This window comes from Micromonospora sp. NPDC049836 (assembly GCF_044465125.1).
Taxonomy (GTDB): Bacteria; Actinomycetota; Actinomycetes; order Mycobacteriales; family Micromonosporaceae; genus Micromonospora.
Genome location: NZ_JBITLH010000001.1, coordinates 407,053 through 423,238, shown reverse-complemented (window position 1 = coordinate 423,238; position 16,186 = coordinate 407,053). Strand labels below are relative to the sequence as shown.

Below are 16,186 nucleotides of genomic sequence, written 5' to 3'. Positions count from 1 at the left end.
TCCCACCAGGGCATTCGTGACGCTGCGCGGTCCGATCGCTACCCGAAAGATGTTGCGCAGCGTCACCGACGGAGGTCTAGGCTGTCTGCTGTTCTCCCTGATGATCCATCCATCTCTAGTGATCGAGAATTCGACGTGACGAGTGCGTTGACGCTGCCGTCGAGCAGCCCACTGGCATCGTCCTGGCCGGAGCCGCCGTCCGGGTCCCAACCCCTGCCCTTCGAGCTGGACCATCTGCTCGCCCTCCGGGTACCCGGGCTGATCGCCACCCGCCGTCACATCCACTCCCACCCGGAACTGTCGGGCGAGGAGTTCGAGACGGCCGCCCTGGTCCACCGGGAGCTCTCCCTCGCCGGGCTCAAGCCGCGCCTGCTGCCCAAGGGCAACGGCGTCATCTGCGACATCGACGGGCGCCCGGACGGCCCGGTGATCGCGCTCCGCGCCGACATCGACGCGCTGCCGCTGAGCGACCCGAAGGACGTGCCGTACCGCTCCACCGTGGAGGGCGTCTGCCACGCCTGCGGCCACGACGTGCACACCTCGGTGATGCTCGGCGTCGGCATGCTGCTCGCCCAGCTCGCCGACCTCGGCCAGCTCGACGGCCGGGTCCGGCTCATCTTCCAGCCGGCCGAGGAGATCCTGCCCTGCGGCTCCCTCGAGGTCATCGAGGCCGGCGGCCTCGACGACGTGGTGCAGATCTTCGCCGTGCACTGCGACCCGAACCTGCCGGTCGGCAAGGTCGGCCTGCGGGTCGGCCCGATCACCGCCGCCGCCGACAACGTCACCGTCCGGCTCACCGGCCCGGGCGGCCACACCGCCCGCCCGCACCTCACCGTCGACCTGGTCGACGCGCTGGGCCGGCTGGTCACCGAGGTGCCGACCCTGGTCAGCCGCCGGGTGCCGGCCAACAGCGGGCTGCTGCTGGTGTTCGGCCACGCCTCGGCCGGCACCCGGTACAACGTCATCCCCTCCGAGGCGTGCGCGGCCGGCACCCTGCGGGTGATGGACCGGGACACCTGGGACAAGGCGCCGAAGATCGTGGCTCAGGTGGTCCGCGACGTGCTCGCCCCGACCGGGGCCACGGTCGACCTGGAATACCTGCGCGGCCGACCGCCGGTCACCAACGACGCCCGCGCCATCGGGGTGCTGACCGCCGCCACCGCGGCCGCGCTCGGCCCCGAGGGGATCGCGGAGACCCCGCAGAGCATGGGCGGCGAGGACTTCTCCTGGTATCTGGAGCACGTGCCCGGCGCGCTCGCCCGCCTCGGCGTCGGCCGGAACGGGCCCAATGTGGACCTGCACCGGGCCTCGTTCGACGTGGACGAGCGCGCCATTCCGGTCGGCGTACGCCTCATGGTGCAGACCGCGTTGCGGGCACTGGCGGCGGCCCGCTAGGCGACGGACCATCCACCGGACCGGCCGGCGTCGGCAGCATCGGCGCCGGACCGGCCGGGGGCGTCCGGCGTGCCCGCCGGCGCGACCAGCGCAGCAGCAGCACCAGCGGCACCCCGATCACCACCAGGAACGGCAGCAGGGCGCCCAGCACGGTGAGCGCGACGCGTACCGCGCCGACGAACGCCTCCCACCCGCCGCGCAGCCCGACCAGGAAACCCAGTTCGCTCTTCTCCTCCGGCTCGGCGGCCGCCGCGTCGGGGCCGATGAAGGTCACCGTGATGGTGGAGAGCGCCGTGAGGTCGGCCAGCCGGCGCTTCTTCGCCTCCAGCGACGCCAGGTCGGCCTCCCGCCGACCCACCTCGTTCTCCAGGTTCACCAGGTCGCCGATGGTGCTGGCCTTGGCCAGCAGGTTCCGGGCGCTGGCCACCCGGGCGCGCTGGGTGGCGATCCGGGCGTCCAGGTCGACCGTCTCCTCGGTGACGTCCTGGGTGCGGATCTCGCGCTGCTCCTGCCGGCCCAGCCCGGCCAACTGGTCGATGACGGTGCTGAACCGGTCCGCCGGCACCCGCAGGGTCAGCTCCGCCCGGGCGTCGGCGGAGTCACTGTCGCGCTGGTCGCCGCCGACGAAGCCGCCCGCCGTACGGACCCGGTCGGTCGCCTCCCGGGCCGCCCGCTCCACATCGGTCACCCGGACCCGCATCGTTCCGGTGTAGATGATGGACCGCTGGTCGACCCGCAGGTCCGCGCCGCCGGCACCGCTCTCGGCCGGTGCCGCCTTGCCCGCGCCGGCCGGCGCGCCGGCATCGGCGCCGGCGTCCGCGTCCCGGGCGCCGCCCGCGGCCGGCGCGGCCCCCGAATCCGTGGCCGTGCCCCCGCCGTCCGCGCCGCAACCCGCCAGCGCCAGCACCGCGGCCAGCCCCACCGCCGCCAGCAGCGCGCCCCGGCGGCGTGTTCCTCGTACGCTCATCTCCCCGCTCCGATCCTCCGCGGCCCCACCCGGAGCCGATACGTCGGACGTGGCGCGCTACCGCGCCGGTTCCGGCAGACTGCGACGAGGACATCACGATTCGATAATCGAGGAGTCACGATGCAGGTCACCAAGTACGCCCACTCCTGCCTCCGGATCGAGCACGACGGGGGAGTGCTCGTGGTGGACCCCGGTGTCTTCAGTGACACCGCCGCGCTGGACGGGGTGGACGCGGTGCTGATCACGCACGAGCACCCGGACCACGTGAACGTCGAGGCGCTCACCCAGGCGCTGGAGCGCCGCCCGATCCCGGTCCACGGACCCGCCTCGCTGGCCGGCGTGCTCGGCGACGCCGCCGAGACCCTGACCGTGGTCACGCCCGGCGAGTCGTTCACCGCCGCCGGCGTGCCGGTGCGGGCCTACGGCGGGCAGCACGCCGTCATCCACCCGGACATCCCGGTCGTCCCGAACCTGGGCTACCTGGTCAACGACGTGGTCTACCACCCGGGCGACGCCCTGGTCGTGCCCGAGGACGTCCAGGTGGACACGCTCTTCGCCCCGATCCACGCGCCCTGGAACAAGTTCTCCGAGGTGCTCGACTTCATCCGGGCGGTCGCCCCGCGCCGCGCCTACGCGCTGCACGACGCGCTGCTCAACCACAACGGCCTCGGGGTGCTCGACCGGCAGTACGCCGCGATGTCGAAGACCGACTACCGCCGCCTGGAACCGGGCACCCGGATCGACGCCTGAGCGATGCCCGACCCGTCCCGTGAGCTGATCCAGCGGCTCTACGCCACGCCACCGGACCGGTTCGTCGCGGCCCGGGACGCCGCGGTCGCCGAGGCCCGCCGCGCCGGTGACCCGAAGACCGCCCGGGAGATCGGCAAGCTGCGCCGGCCCACCGTGGCCGCCTGGCTGGTCAACCTGCTCGCCATCCGCCGCCCGGAACTCGTCGCCGACCTGGGCCAGCTCGCCGAGTCGCTCCGCTCCGCCCAGCGGGAGCTGCGTGGCAGCCGGCTCCGCGAGCTCTCCGCGCAGCGCCGGGCCGTGGTCGGCGCCCTGGTCGCCGAGGTACGCAAGCTGGCCGCCGCCGAACCCGCCGCCCCGCCGGCCGGCAAGCTGCCGCTGGGCGAGGTCGAGGCGACGCTCAACGCCGCGCTCTCCGACACCGAGGTCGCCGACCAGGTCCGCGCCGGCCGGCTGCTCCGCGCCACCCATTACGCCGGCTTCGGCGAGGTGCCCCGGCCACAGCTGCGGCTGGTCACCGGCGGGGTCGAGGAGCCACCCGTACCGGAGCGGGCGGCCGAGCGGGCCGGCGACCGGCGGGCGCGCGACGAACGGGCCGCCGAACGGGCCGCCCGCGCCGAGCGGGCCAAGCGCCGCCGGGCGCTGGACCGTGAGCTGGCGAAGGCCCGCGAGGACCAGGACCGGGCCGAGCGGGAACTGGCCGGGACGGTCCGCGCCGAGCAGGACGGCGTCGCGACCCTGGACCGGATCGAGACCGAACTGGCCGAGCTGGAACGCCGGCGGGCCGTCGCCGAGCAGGAGTTGAGCCGGGCGAAGCTGGCCCGTCGCGGCGCCGAACGGTCGGTCAGCGCGGCCCGCCGGCGAACCGGCGAGGTCGAGGCCGCAGTGGAGGCGTTGGCGGCCGAAGAGGGGGATGTCGCGGCGGGTGGTCCGCAGGCAGACTGACGGTGATGGATGACCATGGTGGACACCCGGCGGTGCGGCGTCGATGACTCCCGAGCAGGTCGCCGCCGCCAGCAAGCCGCTGGTGCTGGAGTTGGGGGAGGCGTTCGCGCGCTGTCCGGCGACGCTGCGCCGGGCCCGGCTGCTCGGCATCTCCGGGTGGGCGTTCTACATCACCGGCCGGGCCGGCGCGCTCGGTGACGTCCGCGCCGAGACCGTCGCGGCGGCGCTCGGCTTCATCGCCCCCGACGCGGTCGCCGACGGCTGGGACGCGGCGGCGCGTACCGTCCGGCCGCTGGCGGTGGCCGAGGCGAACCTGGCCGAGTGCTGCCGGTGGGGCGCCGACCGGCTGGGCGACGCCCCCGGGGTGCCCCGCCTGGCCGGCCTGCTGGAACGCGCCGTCGGCGCGGCCGAGGCCAGCGGGATGCCGCTCTTCGCCGCCTGGCGGGCCATGCCGGTGCCGGACCGCTCCCCGGGGGCTCGGGCCGCGGTCGGGCTGCTGCTGCTGCGGGAACACTTCGCCGGGGCGCACCTGCTCGCGGTCCGGGCCGCCGGGATGACCCCGCTGGAGGCGGTGCTCGCCGGCCCGGAGGGGGAGGCGGGGGCGGCGGCCTGCGGGTGGCCACCCCCGTACCCGCCGGTCGGGCCGCTGGTGCGACGGCGGCTCTGGGCGGAGGCGGTGACCGACCGGCTCGCCTCGGTCGCGTTCCGGGCGCTCGCCCCCGGCGAGGGGGCGGAGCTGCTCAACCTGCTCTCCGCCGCCCGGCTGCACCAACGCGGCCGACAAAAATGAGCGGCGCGACCGCCGGGCGGACTGCCACTATCGCCGGCGTGACGCTTCCCGCCGGCTGGACCGCCCGCCGCCCCACCCTCGATGACGTGCCCGCGATCCTGGCGGTGGTGCACGCCGCCGACACCTTCGCCGTCGGCTACCCCGACTTCGACGCCGAGGACGTCCGGGACGCCCTGACCGCCCCCTTCGTCGACATGACCCGCGACTCCTGGCTGGTCACCGACCCGGACGGCACCGCGGTGGGCTGGACGATCCTGAGCAACCCCACCGGGGTGGGCCGGGAGTTCGTCGAGGTCTACGTCGATCCGGAGCGCGGCGAGGAGCTGCGCGCCCCGCTGCTGGCCCGACTGCTCGACCGGGTCGCCGAGCGGGCCGCCGAGCGCGGCCTGCCCGCCCTCACCACCCGCACCGCCGTCTTCGCCCCGGAGACCCGCTGGGCGGCGGAGCTGGCCGAGGCGGGCTTCACCCGGATCAAGCGGTACATCCGGATGAGCCGGTCGCTGGCCGACCTGCCCGCCGAGCCGGCGCCCCCGCCCGGGGTGACCATCCGGACCGTGAACGCCGACGACGAGGCCGACCTGCGGCTGTTCCACCGGATCTTCGACACCGCGTTCCGGGACACCCCGGACTACGAGCCGGTCGACTTCGAGCAGTGGCGGTCGCAGCTGCCGTCGTACGGCAAGATCTGGGACGAGTGGTTCCTGGCCGAGGTCGACGGCGCGCCGGCCGGTGCCCTGCAATCCTCCGACCAGGCCCTCGACCAGGATCTGGGCTGGGTCCGGACGCTGTCGGTGCTGCCCGCGTACCGCCGGCGCGGGGTCGGGGCGGCGCTGCTGCGCCGGGCCTTCGCGGTCTACGCGGCCAAGGGCCGGACCGGGGCCGGGCTCGGCGTCGACCTGGCCAACCCGACCACCCCGGTCACCCTCTACCGGTCGGTGGGGCTGGTCGAGACGCGCTGGACCGACATGTACGACCGGAGTGTCCCCGCCCGGACTGTGGGATAGGCGACCCCCGCCGGGGCCGCCGGCCGGCCGGGATCCCGGCCGGGGCAGACTCGGTGGCGTGAGAAATCGGCTAGGCCGACGCGGTGCCCGTGGGGCGGGACCGCAGCTCGGTGACGTAGTCGTCCGGCGCGCCCGCCTTCTCGGCCGCGTTCGCGATCTCCGACAGGTACCACGAGGTCGGCAGGCCACCCTCGTACCCGTCGAAGACGTAGACCCAGGCGGTCACGTCCCCGTCCAGCGTCGAGACCCGGACGGTCAGCCGGCGGTACGTCTCGGCGGTCACGCCCTCGATCTCGTCGAGCTGGGCGGCGTCGTACGGGTGGATGTCGTAGAGCGCCACGAAGACCCGGTCGCCCGGGGACTCGACCACGGTGCTGACCGAGCCTTCCCAGCCGATCACGTCCTCGCCCGCGAAGGTGAGCCGCCACCCCTCCAGCCAGCCGGTACCCACCATCGGCGAATGCGGACAGTAGGCACGCATGCGGGCGGGATCCAGGTTTGAGCCATAGGCGGCGTACAGACGCACGGCGATGACGATAGCCCGGCCGGCCGGTGGGGGAGAATACGACGGTGCGTGTCGAGCGCGATGGGGAGAAGAAAGTCACTGTGAGCACTGACGAGGGGCGAGCGCGGTGAGCGCAGCGGAGCGGAGCCCCGCAGTCGCGAACGAAAGGATTGCCCTGTGAGCCAGATCGTGATCATCGGCGGGGGGCCGGCCGGGTACGAGGCGGCGCTGGTCGCCGCCCAGCTGGACGCTGATGTCACCGTGGTCGAGGCCGAGGGCGCCGGCGGCGCCTGCGTGCTCTCCGACTGCGTCCCGTCGAAGACCTTCATCGCCAGCTCCCAGGTGGTCACCGGCTACCGGGACACCGAGGAGTTCGGGGTGGACTCCGACGGCCTGGAGGCGGTGACCGTCGACGCCCGCGCGGTGCACGAGCGGGTGAAGCGGCTCGCCCTGGCCCAGTCCGCCGACATCCACGACAAGCTGGTCAAGGCCGGCGTCGAGTTCGTGGCCGGGACGGCCCGGCTCGGCGAGGACACCCTCGGCCACACCCACCGGGTGAACGTGACGCCGGCCGGCGGCGGCGCGGAGTACGCGATCGCCGCGTCCACCGTGCTGATCGCCACCGGCGCCACCCCGCGCCAGCTGCCCACCGCCGTGCCGGACGGCGAGCGGATCCTCACCTGGCGCCAGGTGTACGACCTGCCGGAGCTGCCCGAGCACCTGATCGTGGTCGGCTCCGGCGTGACCGGCGCCGAGTTCGCCAGCGCGTACCTGGCGATGGGGGTGCCGGTCACCCTGGTCTCCAGCCGGGACCGGGTCATGCCGCACGAGGACGCCGACGCGGCCTCGGCGATCGAGCGGGTGTTCCGCAACCGGGGCATGACCATCCTGAACAACTCCCGGGCCGAGGCGGTGCGCCGGGTCGGCGACGGCGTCGAGGTGGTGCTCGGCGACGGCCGGGTGGTGGCCGGCTCGCACGCGCTGATCGCGGTCGGCTCGATTCCCAACACCGCCAACCTGGGCCTCGCCGAGTACGGCGTCGAGCTGGCCCGGGGCGGTTACGTCACGGTCGACCGGGTCTCCCGCACCAACGTCCCCGGCATCTACGCGGCCGGCGACTGCACCGGGGTGCTGCCGCTGGCCAGCGTCGCCGCCATGCAGGGGCGGATCGCCATGTGGCACGCGCTCGGCGAGGCGGTCCGTCCGCTGCGGCTGCGTACCGTCGCGGCGAACGTCTTCACCGACCCGGAGCTGGCCACCGTCGGCGTCTCGCAGGACGAGGTGGACGCCGGCAAGGTTCCGGCCCGCCAGGTGATGCTGCCGCTGTCCGGCAACGCCCGGGCGAAGATGGACGATCTGGCCGACGGCTTCGTGAAGCTCTTCTGCCGGCCGGCCAGCGGCCAGGTGATCGGCGGCGTGGTGGTGGCGCCGAAGGCCAGCGAGCTGATCCTGCCGATCACCATGGCGGTGGAGAACAACCTCACCGTCAACGAGCTGGCCCAGACCATCACCATCTACCCGTCGCTGTCGGGTTCGATCACCGAGGCCGCCCGCCAGCTCATGCTGCACGAGCTGGAGTGAGGTCGCGCCCGCGCGGCGCGGCGCCGGCCGGGTGGGGCTGCTTCCCGACCCGGGGCGCCGCCGGCACGCCGCCCCCGCGCCGCACCAGCGTGGCCGCGACGACCGCGAGCAGGGCCACCTCGGCCAGCACGAGCAGGCGTTCGGCGAGACCGATCAGGACCCGGTCGCCGGGGTAGGCGGACCAGATCATGGCGGCGGCGAGCAGCAGGCTGGTGACGGTGAGCCCGCGCAGCCAGCCGGCGGCCCGGCCGCCGAGCCGCCGGGCGAGCAGCCAGCCGGCCAGCGGCAGGGCGAGGAAGGCCACCACCGAGGCGTACCGGTGCACGTAGGCGGCGGTGTCCATGGGCAGGCCGGGCTCGTTGGTGGGTATCACGGCGGCGGCCACCAGACCGGCCGACCACGCCGCGAGCAGGGCCAGCGCGGGCCGCGCCACGCCGGTCCGGCGCAGGCTCGGCAGGAGTACGGCGGTGGCCCCGGCGAGCAGCGCCATGGCCACGTCGATGACCCCGCCCCGGTCCGAGACGGCGTAGTCGCTGACGGTCAACGACCAGGGGTTCAGGTCGTCGTTCACCTCGAGGTGACCGATCACCGCGAGCACCGCCGCCAGGGCGATCCCGCCGAGGGCCAACAGCCCGATCGTCCGGTTTTCACGCATGCCTCAGCCTGTCGCCGCCGGCACCCGAAACGGATCCGGGCCGGCCACCCACTTCCATCCCCGGGTCGCCCCCTAGAGGTCCGGACCCGGGGCGCGGGGGTGGTCAGGCGACGTTCAGCTGGATGTTCCCGATCCGGGCCGTCAGGTACCAACTCTGCCGCTGGCCGGACGCGCGAGGGGTTGCCGGCCGGTCAGTCGGCCGGGACCTCGACCGGGGTCTCGGTACGGCCGGTGCGGGCGCTGATCGCGGTCATCGCCCAGCCGGCCGCCGCGAACCCGGCCGCCGCGATGCCGCCGATCAGCAGCAGCCGCCACGCCGAGTGGGTCAACGCCGCCCCGCCGAGATGGCCGACCAGCGTGCCGTAGCTGGCCCAGGACAGCGCGGCGGCCGCCTCGTAGGGCAGGAAGAGCCGGTACGGGTAGCGGCTGCGCCCGGCCGAGAAGCAGGCCGCCATCCGGCCGCCCGGTACGAAGCGGCAGAGGAGGATGACCAGCGGTCCCGGTTCGCGCAGGCCCCGGGTGACCCGGGCGGCGGCACGGCGGGCCCGGCCGACCCGCGCCCCCGGCCGGCGCGGCCGGCGGTCCGGCGCGCCCCGACCCAGCAGGTAGCAGGCGACGTCACCGGCGAAGACGCCGAGCGCGCCGACCAGGATGGTGAGCGGCAGGCTCAGGCCGCCGTACACGGTAAGCGCACCGCTGGTGATCATCACGAGCTGGGTGGGCACGACCGGCACGAACGCGTCGGCGATCAGCAACGCCAGCAGCACGGCGTACGCCCAGGTGGGCGACGCCATCTCAGAGATGAGTTGGGCCATGACCGCCACCTCGCCGGATCCCCCCGTTCGACTGCACTGAGCCTGACGGCATGTCCGGCGTCACCGCGGACAGGCCCGCCCCGCGGTGACCGCCGACACCCCTCGGCCACCTGGTCAGGACGACCCGGGGCGGCCGGACGTGACCGCCGGGCGGGACGCCGAGGGGCGGCGGGACGGCCGTTCCCGGCGTACCGTTGTCGGCGCGCGACCCCGCGGGCGTCGGGCCCCCCGTTCCTGACGGCCGGGTCGCCGCGGGTCGCCGGCAGGTCCCGTGCCGGCGACCCGCCCCTACCTCCCGAATTCCAGCTGCGCGAGCCGTGCCGGCGCGCGTACCGTCGTCGCATGCGCAGCGCGGTGGTGACCACGACGCCGGGAATCCCCGGCGCGCCGCACTGACGTAACCGTCGACGAGGCCCCGGGGCGAACCGCCCCGGGGCCTCGCGGCGTTCCGGACCAGGTCGCCTCCGGGTCGTACCCGATCAAGGAGAGCGACATGATCGACCACCGCAGGCTCGGCCGGGAGCTGGAGCTGTTCGTCTCGGACCCGCTGGCGGGCGCCGGGCTGCCGATCTGGCTGCCGGCGGGCGCCGCCGCCCGGCACGCCGTCGAGGAGTACGTGCGGGACCTGGAGCGCCGGGCCGGCTACCGGCACGTCTACTCGCCGCCGCTGGGCAAACGGGAGCTGTTCGAGCTTTCCGGGCACCTCGGTTACTTCGCCGACGACATGTTCCCGCCGATGCGGCTGAGCGCCGACGACGAGTTCGTGCTCCGCCCGGCGCTCTGCCCGCACCACGCGCTGGTCTTCCGGGCCCGGGGCCGCTCCTATCGGGAGCTGCCGCTGCGGATCGCCGAGATCGGCGGGATGTACCGGGCGGAACGCTCCGGGGTGCTCGGCGGGCTGTCCCGGGTGCGGGCCATCTCGCTCAACGACGCGCACAACTTCTGCGCGCTGGACCAGGTCGGCGACGAGGTGCGCGAGATCCTCCGGCTGATCCGGGAGGCGCACGCCGCGCTCGGCGTCCGGCCGGCCGGGTACCGGCTGTCGCTGCGCGGGCCGGGGGAGAAGTACGCCGGTGACGACGCCCAGTGGGCGCGGGCCGAGGAGTTGCTCCGCGCCGCGCTCGACGGGGCGGCGGTCACCGAGGCGCCCGGTGAGGCGGCCTTCTACGGCCCGAAGATCGACATTCAGATCGTCGATCCGGCCGGCCGGGAGTCCACCATCTCCACCGTCCAGCTCGACTTCGACAAGCCGGAGCGGTTCGACCTGTCGTACACCGGGCCCGACGGCAGCCGGCTGCGGCCGGTGATGGTGCACCGCAGCCTGGTGGGGAGCATGGAACGGCTCTTCGCGTACCTGATCGAGGCGCACGCCGGCGCCTTCCCCGCCTGGTACGCCCCGGTGCAGCTGCTGCTGCTCCCGGTCGACGACGGGCAGGTGGACGCCGCCGACGCGGTGGCCCGCCGGGGCGAGGCGGCCGGGCTGCGGGTGGAGGTCGACCGGGCCGGTTCGCTGGGCGCCCGGATCCGCGACGCGGCCCGCCGCCGGGTGCCGTACCTCGGGGTGGTCGGGGACCGGGAGGCGGCCGACGGGTCGGTCGCCCTGCGCCTGCGCGACGGGCGCCGGCTCGACCCGATGCCGGCCGCGGCCGCGCTGGACCTGATCGGCGCGGTGGTGGCGGCCCGCTCGGCGGACCTCCTCCCGCCCGGCTGAGCGGCGGCTCCCCGGGCCGGCGGGGCCGCCCCCGACCCGCCGGGGCCCGTCGACCGGGGCCGCGCGCCCCGGGGCGCCGCCCGGCGGCCGGCACCCCGGCACCGGCTCCCCACCGTCGGGGCGGGGAGCCGGTGCCGGGCCGGTGGCGGGCACGTCAGCTCCCGGCCGGCGCCGCCGCCGGTCGGGACCCGCCCGGCCGGGCCGCCGGCACCGGCCCGGTGGCCTCCTCGTCGACCGCCGCGCCGGTGAACTGCGACCGGTACAGCCGGGCGTACGCGCCGTCGGCGGCGAGGAGTTGGTCGTGGGTGCCCTGCTCGACGATCCGGCCCTGCTCCATCATGAGGATCAGGTCGGCGTCCCGGATGGTGGAGAGCCGGTGGGCGATGACGAAGCTGGTCCGGTCCGAGCGCAGCGCCGCCATGGCCCGCTGGAGCAGCACCTCCGTGCGGGTGTCCACCGAGCTGGTCGCCTCGTCGAGGATCAGCAGCGACGGCTCGGCCAGGAAGGCCCGGGCGATGGTGATGAGCTGCTTCTCACCGGCGCTGACGTTGCTGCCCTCCTCGTCGATCACGGTGTCGTACCCGTCGGGAAGGCTGCGCACGAAGCGGTCCACGAAGGTGGCCCGGGCCGCGGCGAGGATCTCCTCCTCGGTGGCGTCCGGCCGGCCGTACGCGATGTTGTCCCGGATGGTGCCGCCGAAGAGCCAGGTGTCCTGGAGCACCATGCCGATCCGGCCGCGCAGCTCGTCGCGGCGCAGCGTGGTGATGTCCACCCCGTCCAGCGTGATCCGGCCGGCGTCCAGCTCGTAGAAGCGCATGACCAGGTTGACCAGGGTGGTCTTGCCGGCCCCGGTCGGGCCGACGATGGCCACCGTGTGGCCCGGCTCGGCGACCAGGGACAGGTCGTCGATGAGCGGGGTGTCCGGGGCGTACCGGAAGGAGACGTGCTCGAACTCGACGCGGCCGTGCGGTTCGGCGATCCGGGCCGGCTCGGCCGGCTCCGGGCTCTGCTCGTCGGCGTCGAGCACCGCGAAGACCCGCTCGGCCGACGCCACCCCGGACTGGAGCAGGTTGGCCATCGAGGCCACCTGGGTCAGCGGCTGGGTGAACTGGCGGGAGTACTGGATGAAGGCCTGCACGTCACCGAGGCTCGCCGAACCCGAGGCGACCCGGAGACCGCCGACCACGGCGATCGCCACGTAGCTGAGGTTCCCGATGAAGAACATCGCCGGCATGATGATCCCGGAGACGAACTGCGCGCCGAAGCTGGCCTGGAACAGCTCGTCGTTCTTGGCCCGGAAGGCGGCCTCCACCTCCTTCTGCCGGCCGAAGACCTTCACCAGCTCGTGCCCGGTGTACGCCTCCTCGATCTGGCCGTTCAGCTCGCCGGTGTGCTTCCACTGGGCGATGAACTTGCGCTGCGAGCGCTTCGCGATCTGGCTGGTGACCACCACCGACAGCGGCACCGCCACGAGGGCCACCAGGGCCAGCAGCGGCGAGATCCAGACCATCATGATGAGTACGCCGACGACCGTGAGCAGCGCGTTGAGCAGTTGGCTCAGCGTCTGCTGGAGGGTCTGCGAGATGTTGTCGATGTCGTTGGTGACCCGGCTGAGCAGCTCACCGCGGGGCTGCCGGTCGAAGTAGGGCAGCGGCAGCCGGTTGAGCTTGTCCTCCACGTCGGCCCGCAGCCGCAGCACGGCCCCCTGCACGACGTCGTTGAGCAGCCAGCCCTGCGCCCACATGAGCACGCTCGCGCCCAGGTAGAGGAGCACCGCCAGGGCCAGCACCGAGCCCAGCCGGTCGAAGTCGATGCCGACGCCGGGCACCACGTCCATCCGGGCCAGCATGTCGGCGAAGTTCTCGTTGCCGGCCGCCCGGGCGGCGGCCGCCGCCTGCTCGACGGTCGTGCCGGCGGGCAGCCGCCGGCCGATCAGCCCGCTGAAGATGATGTCGGTGGCGTGCCCGAGCACCTTGGGCCCGATCACGCTGAGCGTGACGCTGGCCACGGCCAGCGCGACTACCGCGCTGATCCGCGCCCGGTGCGGCCGCAGCCGGGCCAGCAGCCGGCGGGCGGACGGCCCGAAGTTCATCGCCTTCTCGGCGGGCATGCCCATGCTCATGTGCGGCGGGCCGCCGCGCCGGCCGCCGGGTGGCAGCCGCTTCGGCGACTCCTTCTCCTGCACGGCCGTCATGCGGCCACCTCCGCGGTCTGCTGGGACGCCACGATCTCGGCGTACGTGGGACAGGTCTGTACCAGCTCGTCGTGCCGGCCCATCCCGACGATGCCGCCGTCCTCGAGCACGATGATCTGGTCGGCGTCGACGATCGTGGAGACCCGCTGGGCCACGATCACCACCGCCGCGTCCGCGGTGACCGGCTTGAGCGCGGCCCGCAGCCGGGCGTCGGTGCCGAGGTCGAGCGCGGAGAACGAGTCGTCGAAGAGGTAGATCTCCGGCTTGCGGACCAGCGCGCGCGCGATGGCCAGCCGCTGCCGCTGCCCGCCGGAGACGTTGGTGCCGCCCTGCGCGATCGGCGCCTCCAGCCCGCCCGGCATCTCCGCCACGAAGTCGCGGGCCTGGGCGATCTCGAGCGCCGCCCAGAGGTCGGCGTCGGTGGCGTCCGGGTTGCCGTAGCGCAGGTTGCTGGCCACCGTGCCGGTGAACAGGTACGGCCGCTGGGGCACCAGCCCGATCCGCCGCCACAGCTCCTCGGCGGCCAGCTCCCGGACGTCCACGCCGTCGACCAGGACCGCGCCGACGGTCGGGTCGACCAGCCGGGGGATCAGGGTGAGCAGGGTGGTCTTGCCCGCGCCGGTGGACCCGATGATCGCGGTGGTGCGGCCGGGCCCGGCCCGGAACGAGATGTCGTGCAGCACCGGGGCGCTGGCGCCCGGGTACTGGAAGCCGACCCCGCGCAACTCCAGCTCGCCGTGGCCGGTCACCTCGGTCACCGGCCGGGCCGGCGGCACCACCGAGGAGTCGGTGTCCAGCACCTCGACGATGCGCTCGGCGCAGACCGCCGCGCGGGGCACCATCATCAGCATGAAGGTGGCCATCATGACCGCCATCAGGATCTGCATCAGGTACTGGAGGAAGGCGGTGAGGGCGCCGATCTCGATCTGACCGGAGTCGACCCGGCCGGCGCCGAACCAGAGCACCGCCACGCTGGAGACGTTGAGCACCAGCATCACGGTGGGGAAGATCAGCACCTGGAGCCGGCCGATCCGCAGGGCGGTCGCGGTCAGGTCGGCGTTCGCGACCCCGAAGCGCTTCGTCTCGTACGGCTCGCGGACGAAGGCGCGGACCACCCGGATGCCGGTGATCTGCTCGCGCAGCACCCGGTTGACCGTGTCGATCCGGGTCTGCATGAGCCGGAAGGCCGGCACCATCCGGCGGGTGAGCAGGCCCAGCGCGACCGCCAGGACCGGCACGCTCACCAGCATCAGCCAGGAGAGCCCGACGTCCTCGCGCAGCGCCATCACCACCCCGCCGACGCTCATGATCGGCGCGGCGACCAGCATCGTGCAGCTGAGCAGCACGAGCATCTGCACCTGCTGGACGTCGTTGGTGTTGCGGGTGATCAGCGAGGGGGCGCCGAAGTGGGCCACCTCGCGGGCGGAGAACCGGTTGACGTGGTGGAAGATCGCGCCCCGCACGTCCCGGCCGAAGCTCATCGCGGTCCGCGCGCCCAGGTAGACGGCGGCGATCGAACAGGCGATCTGGAGCAGGCTGACCAGCAGCATCCAGCCGCCGGTACGCAGGATCTGGTCGGTGTCGCCGAGGGCGACGCCCCGGTCGATGATGTCGGCGTTGAGGCTCGGCAGGTAGAGCGAGGCCAGCGTGCCGACGAACTGGAAGGCCACCACTGCGGCCAGCGGCCCCCGGTACGGCCGGAGGTGGGTGCGGAGTAGGCGGATCAGCACGGACTGCTCCCCGATGGCGTCTCGGTGGTGGACTCGCTGTCCCGGTTCAACCGGCGAACCTCCCCGTCGGACATGGACGTGATGACTTCGATCAGGAACTCGCGGATCACCGTCTTCTTCGCCGGGTCGGCGTCGACCGAGGTGAGCGGGCGGTCGCTGTGGATCAGATCGATGATGGCGAGGGCACGCTCGCGCCCCTTGTCGGTCAGCGTGAGTTGGACGCTGCGCCGGTCGTTCGGGTCCCGCTGGCGGGTGACGAAGCCGTCGCGTTCGAGCGTGTCGACGATGCCGGTGAGGGTAGCCGGCCGGACGAAGCAACGCTCCGCCATTTCCCGGTGACTGCTGTCGCCGGCGCGGAGCAGGACGAGCAGCACCCGCATGCCGGCCGAGGTGAGGCCGTGGTGTTCGGCGAGGTAGCGCCCCCAGTGCTGCTCGACCACGTGGCCGGCGATGGAGAGCAGCCGGCCGAGCGGCGCGTGGTGCAGCGCGTCGGGGAAGCGGACGAGGGGTCCCATGTTCACGGGCGCTAGGTTAGCTCCCAGACCGTCAGGGCCCAAACTAATTTCGGAAACCCGTCAGCCGCGGTCGGCGCGGCTCCCCGGCGGCTCGTCCGGCGTGTCGGCGACGTAGTCCCGCATCACCTGGGCCACCTCCCGCAGGAACGCGGCGGTGGCCTCGGCCTGCTCGGGGGTGAGCCGGGCAACCGCCCGATCGACGCCGACCAGCATGGGCCGCAGCGCCTCCAGCACCTCGCCGACCGCGCCCTCGGTCACCTGGAGGCTGAGCCGCCGGCGGTCGTGCGGGTGCGGGGTCCGGGCGACGTGCCCCGCCTGCACCAGCCGGTCGACCAGGGCGGTGGCCGAGGCGGACCGGATGCCGAGCCGGTTGCCCAACTCGACCGGGCCCAGCGGCTCGGGGCTGGAGACCAGGTGGTCGATGGCGGCCGCGTCGGTGGCGCCGATGCCCAGTCGGCGGGCCAGCGCGGCCCGGGTGTCCCCGGCGATCCGCAGCATCTCGCGGAGCGCCCGGGCGGCCTCGCTGCTCGGCGGCGCGGCCCGCGCGGCCCCTCCGGTTGACGGCAGCCCTTCCACGGGATAAAGCTAGCATCTCGGGTAGCTAGAAAATCTAGCTAACAAGAGGGGGAGCC

The 16,186-nt window shown here is 74.0% G+C and carries 15 protein-coding genes; 7 read left to right on the top strand and 8 right to left on the bottom strand.

Annotated elements, in window-relative coordinates:
- Positions 1-135 precede the first annotated feature (135 nt).
- The gene (locus ACIBPB_RS01935; RefSeq protein WP_396837756.1) at positions 136-1,395 is read left to right on the top strand and encodes an amidohydrolase; all 1,260 of its coding nucleotides are present in this window, start codon (positions 136-138) and stop codon (positions 1,393-1,395) included.
- Here the strand turns inward: ACIBPB_RS01935 and ACIBPB_RS01930 are convergent.
- Complete coding sequence (locus tag ACIBPB_RS01930) at positions 1,352-2,362, bottom strand: DUF4349 domain-containing protein (protein ID WP_396837755.1); 1,011 nt, start codon at positions 2,360-2,362, stop codon at positions 1,352-1,354. The genes ACIBPB_RS01935 and ACIBPB_RS01930 overlap by 44 nt on opposite strands.
- 120 nt (positions 2,363-2,482) lie before the next feature.
- On the opposite strand from ACIBPB_RS01930, the gene ACIBPB_RS01925 reads away from it, so the two are divergent.
- From ACIBPB_RS01925 to ACIBPB_RS01910, 4 genes are read left to right on the top strand one after another with little or no spacing between them, the layout of a single operon-like run.
- Complete coding sequence (locus tag ACIBPB_RS01925; protein ID WP_396837754.1) at positions 2,483-3,112, top strand: MBL fold metallo-hydrolase; 630 nt, start codon at positions 2,483-2,485, stop codon at positions 3,110-3,112.
- Between the two features lie 3 nt (positions 3,113-3,115).
- Entirely contained in the window at positions 3,116-4,054 is a 939-nt protein-coding gene (locus tag ACIBPB_RS01920) for a hypothetical protein (RefSeq protein WP_396837753.1), read from the top strand.
- Positions 4,055-4,097: 43 nt separating this feature from the next.
- On the top strand, positions 4,098-4,844 hold the full coding sequence (locus tag ACIBPB_RS01915) for a hypothetical protein (RefSeq protein WP_396837752.1): 747 nt from the start codon (positions 4,098-4,100) through the stop codon (positions 4,842-4,844).
- A 38-nt stretch (positions 4,845-4,882) separates the two neighbouring features.
- Positions 4,883-5,848 (top strand): GNAT family N-acetyltransferase, encoded by a 966-nt coding sequence (locus ACIBPB_RS01910; RefSeq protein ID WP_396837751.1) that lies wholly within the window; start codon positions 4,883-4,885, stop codon positions 5,846-5,848.
- A gap of 70 nt (positions 5,849-5,918) precedes the next feature.
- On the opposite strand, the gene ACIBPB_RS01905 is transcribed toward ACIBPB_RS01910, so the two are convergent.
- The gene (locus tag ACIBPB_RS01905) at positions 5,919-6,374 is read right to left on the bottom strand and encodes a gamma-glutamylcyclotransferase (RefSeq protein WP_046566454.1); all 456 of its coding nucleotides are present in this window, start codon (positions 6,372-6,374) and stop codon (positions 5,919-5,921) included.
- Positions 6,375-6,530: 156 nt separating this feature from the next.
- On the opposite strand from ACIBPB_RS01905, the gene ACIBPB_RS01900 reads away from it, so the two are divergent.
- The gene (locus ACIBPB_RS01900; RefSeq protein WP_357324583.1) at positions 6,531-7,934 is read left to right on the top strand and encodes an NAD(P)H-quinone dehydrogenase; all 1,404 of its coding nucleotides are present in this window, start codon (positions 6,531-6,533) and stop codon (positions 7,932-7,934) included.
- Here the strand turns inward: ACIBPB_RS01900 and ACIBPB_RS01895 are convergent.
- Positions 7,912-8,589, bottom strand: a complete 678-nt coding sequence (locus tag ACIBPB_RS01895) for a DUF998 domain-containing protein (RefSeq protein ID WP_396837750.1) — start codon at positions 8,587-8,589, stop codon at positions 7,912-7,914. The two genes, ACIBPB_RS01900 and ACIBPB_RS01895, sit on opposite strands and share 23 nt — an antisense overlap.
- 191 nt (positions 8,590-8,780) lie before the next feature.
- On the bottom strand, positions 8,781-9,404 hold the full coding sequence (locus tag ACIBPB_RS01890; protein WP_396837749.1) for a DedA family protein: 624 nt from the start codon (positions 9,402-9,404) through the stop codon (positions 8,781-8,783).
- Positions 9,405-9,897: 493 nt separating this feature from the next.
- Here ACIBPB_RS01890 and thrS point away from each other — a divergent pair, with 493 nt between their 5' ends.
- Positions 9,898-11,115, top strand: a complete 1,218-nt coding sequence (gene thrS, locus ACIBPB_RS01885) for a threonine--tRNA ligase (protein ID WP_396837748.1) — start codon at positions 9,898-9,900, stop codon at positions 11,113-11,115.
- 154 nt (positions 11,116-11,269) lie between these two features.
- Here the strand turns inward: thrS and ACIBPB_RS01880 are convergent, their stop codons facing one another.
- Genes ACIBPB_RS01880 through ACIBPB_RS01865 form a run of 4 tightly spaced genes read right to left on the bottom strand, consistent with a single transcriptional unit; the run spans position 11,270 to position 16,052 of the window.
- On the bottom strand, positions 11,270-13,309 hold the full coding sequence (locus tag ACIBPB_RS01880; protein WP_396837747.1) for an ABC transporter ATP-binding protein: 2,040 nt from the start codon (positions 13,307-13,309) through the stop codon (positions 11,270-11,272).
- Complete coding sequence (locus ACIBPB_RS01875; RefSeq protein ID WP_396837746.1) at positions 13,306-15,039, bottom strand: ABC transporter ATP-binding protein; 1,734 nt, start codon at positions 15,037-15,039, stop codon at positions 13,306-13,308. Before ACIBPB_RS01875 ends, ACIBPB_RS01880 begins: the two co-directional genes overlap by 4 nt.
- Positions 15,033-15,554 (bottom strand): MarR family winged helix-turn-helix transcriptional regulator, encoded by a 522-nt coding sequence (locus ACIBPB_RS01870; RefSeq protein WP_396838159.1) that lies wholly within the window; start codon positions 15,552-15,554, stop codon positions 15,033-15,035. Before ACIBPB_RS01870 ends, ACIBPB_RS01875 begins: the two co-directional genes overlap by 7 nt.
- A gap of 60 nt (positions 15,555-15,614) precedes the next feature.
- The gene (locus ACIBPB_RS01865; protein ID WP_396838158.1) at positions 15,615-16,052 is read right to left on the bottom strand and encodes a MarR family winged helix-turn-helix transcriptional regulator; all 438 of its coding nucleotides are present in this window, start codon (positions 16,050-16,052) and stop codon (positions 15,615-15,617) included.
- Positions 16,053-16,186: the final 134 nt, after the last annotated feature.

Coding starts and splice junctions, on each gene's coding strand:
- ACIBPB_RS01915 (WP_396837752.1), top strand. CDS start 4,098: ATGACTCCCGAGCAGGTCGCCGCCGCCAGCAAGCCGCTGGTGCTGGAG.
- ACIBPB_RS01925 (WP_396837754.1), top strand. CDS start 2,483: ATGCAGGTCACCAAGTACGCCCACTCCTGCCTCCGGATCGAGCACGAC.
- ACIBPB_RS01930 (WP_396837755.1), bottom strand. CDS start 2,362: ATGAGCGTACGAGGAACACGCCGCCGGGGCGCGCTGCTGGCGGCGGTG.
- ACIBPB_RS01920 (WP_396837753.1), top strand. CDS start 3,116: ATGCCCGACCCGTCCCGTGAGCTGATCCAGCGGCTCTACGCCACGCCA.
- ACIBPB_RS01890 (WP_396837749.1), bottom strand. CDS start 9,404: ATGGCCCAACTCATCTCTGAGATGGCGTCGCCCACCTGGGCGTACGCC.
- thrS (WP_396837748.1), top strand. CDS start 9,898: ATGATCGACCACCGCAGGCTCGGCCGGGAGCTGGAGCTGTTCGTCTCG.
- ACIBPB_RS01865 (WP_396838158.1), bottom strand. CDS start 16,052: ATGCTGCGGATCGCCGGGGACACCCGGGCCGCGCTGGCCCGCCGACTG.
- ACIBPB_RS01895 (WP_396837750.1), bottom strand. CDS start 8,589: ATGCGTGAAAACCGGACGATCGGGCTGTTGGCCCTCGGCGGGATCGCC.
- ACIBPB_RS01870 (WP_396838159.1), bottom strand. CDS start 15,554: ATGGGACCCCTCGTCCGCTTCCCCGACGCGCTGCACCACGCGCCGCTC.
- ACIBPB_RS01880 (WP_396837747.1), bottom strand. CDS start 13,309: ATGACGGCCGTGCAGGAGAAGGAGTCGCCGAAGCGGCTGCCACCCGGC.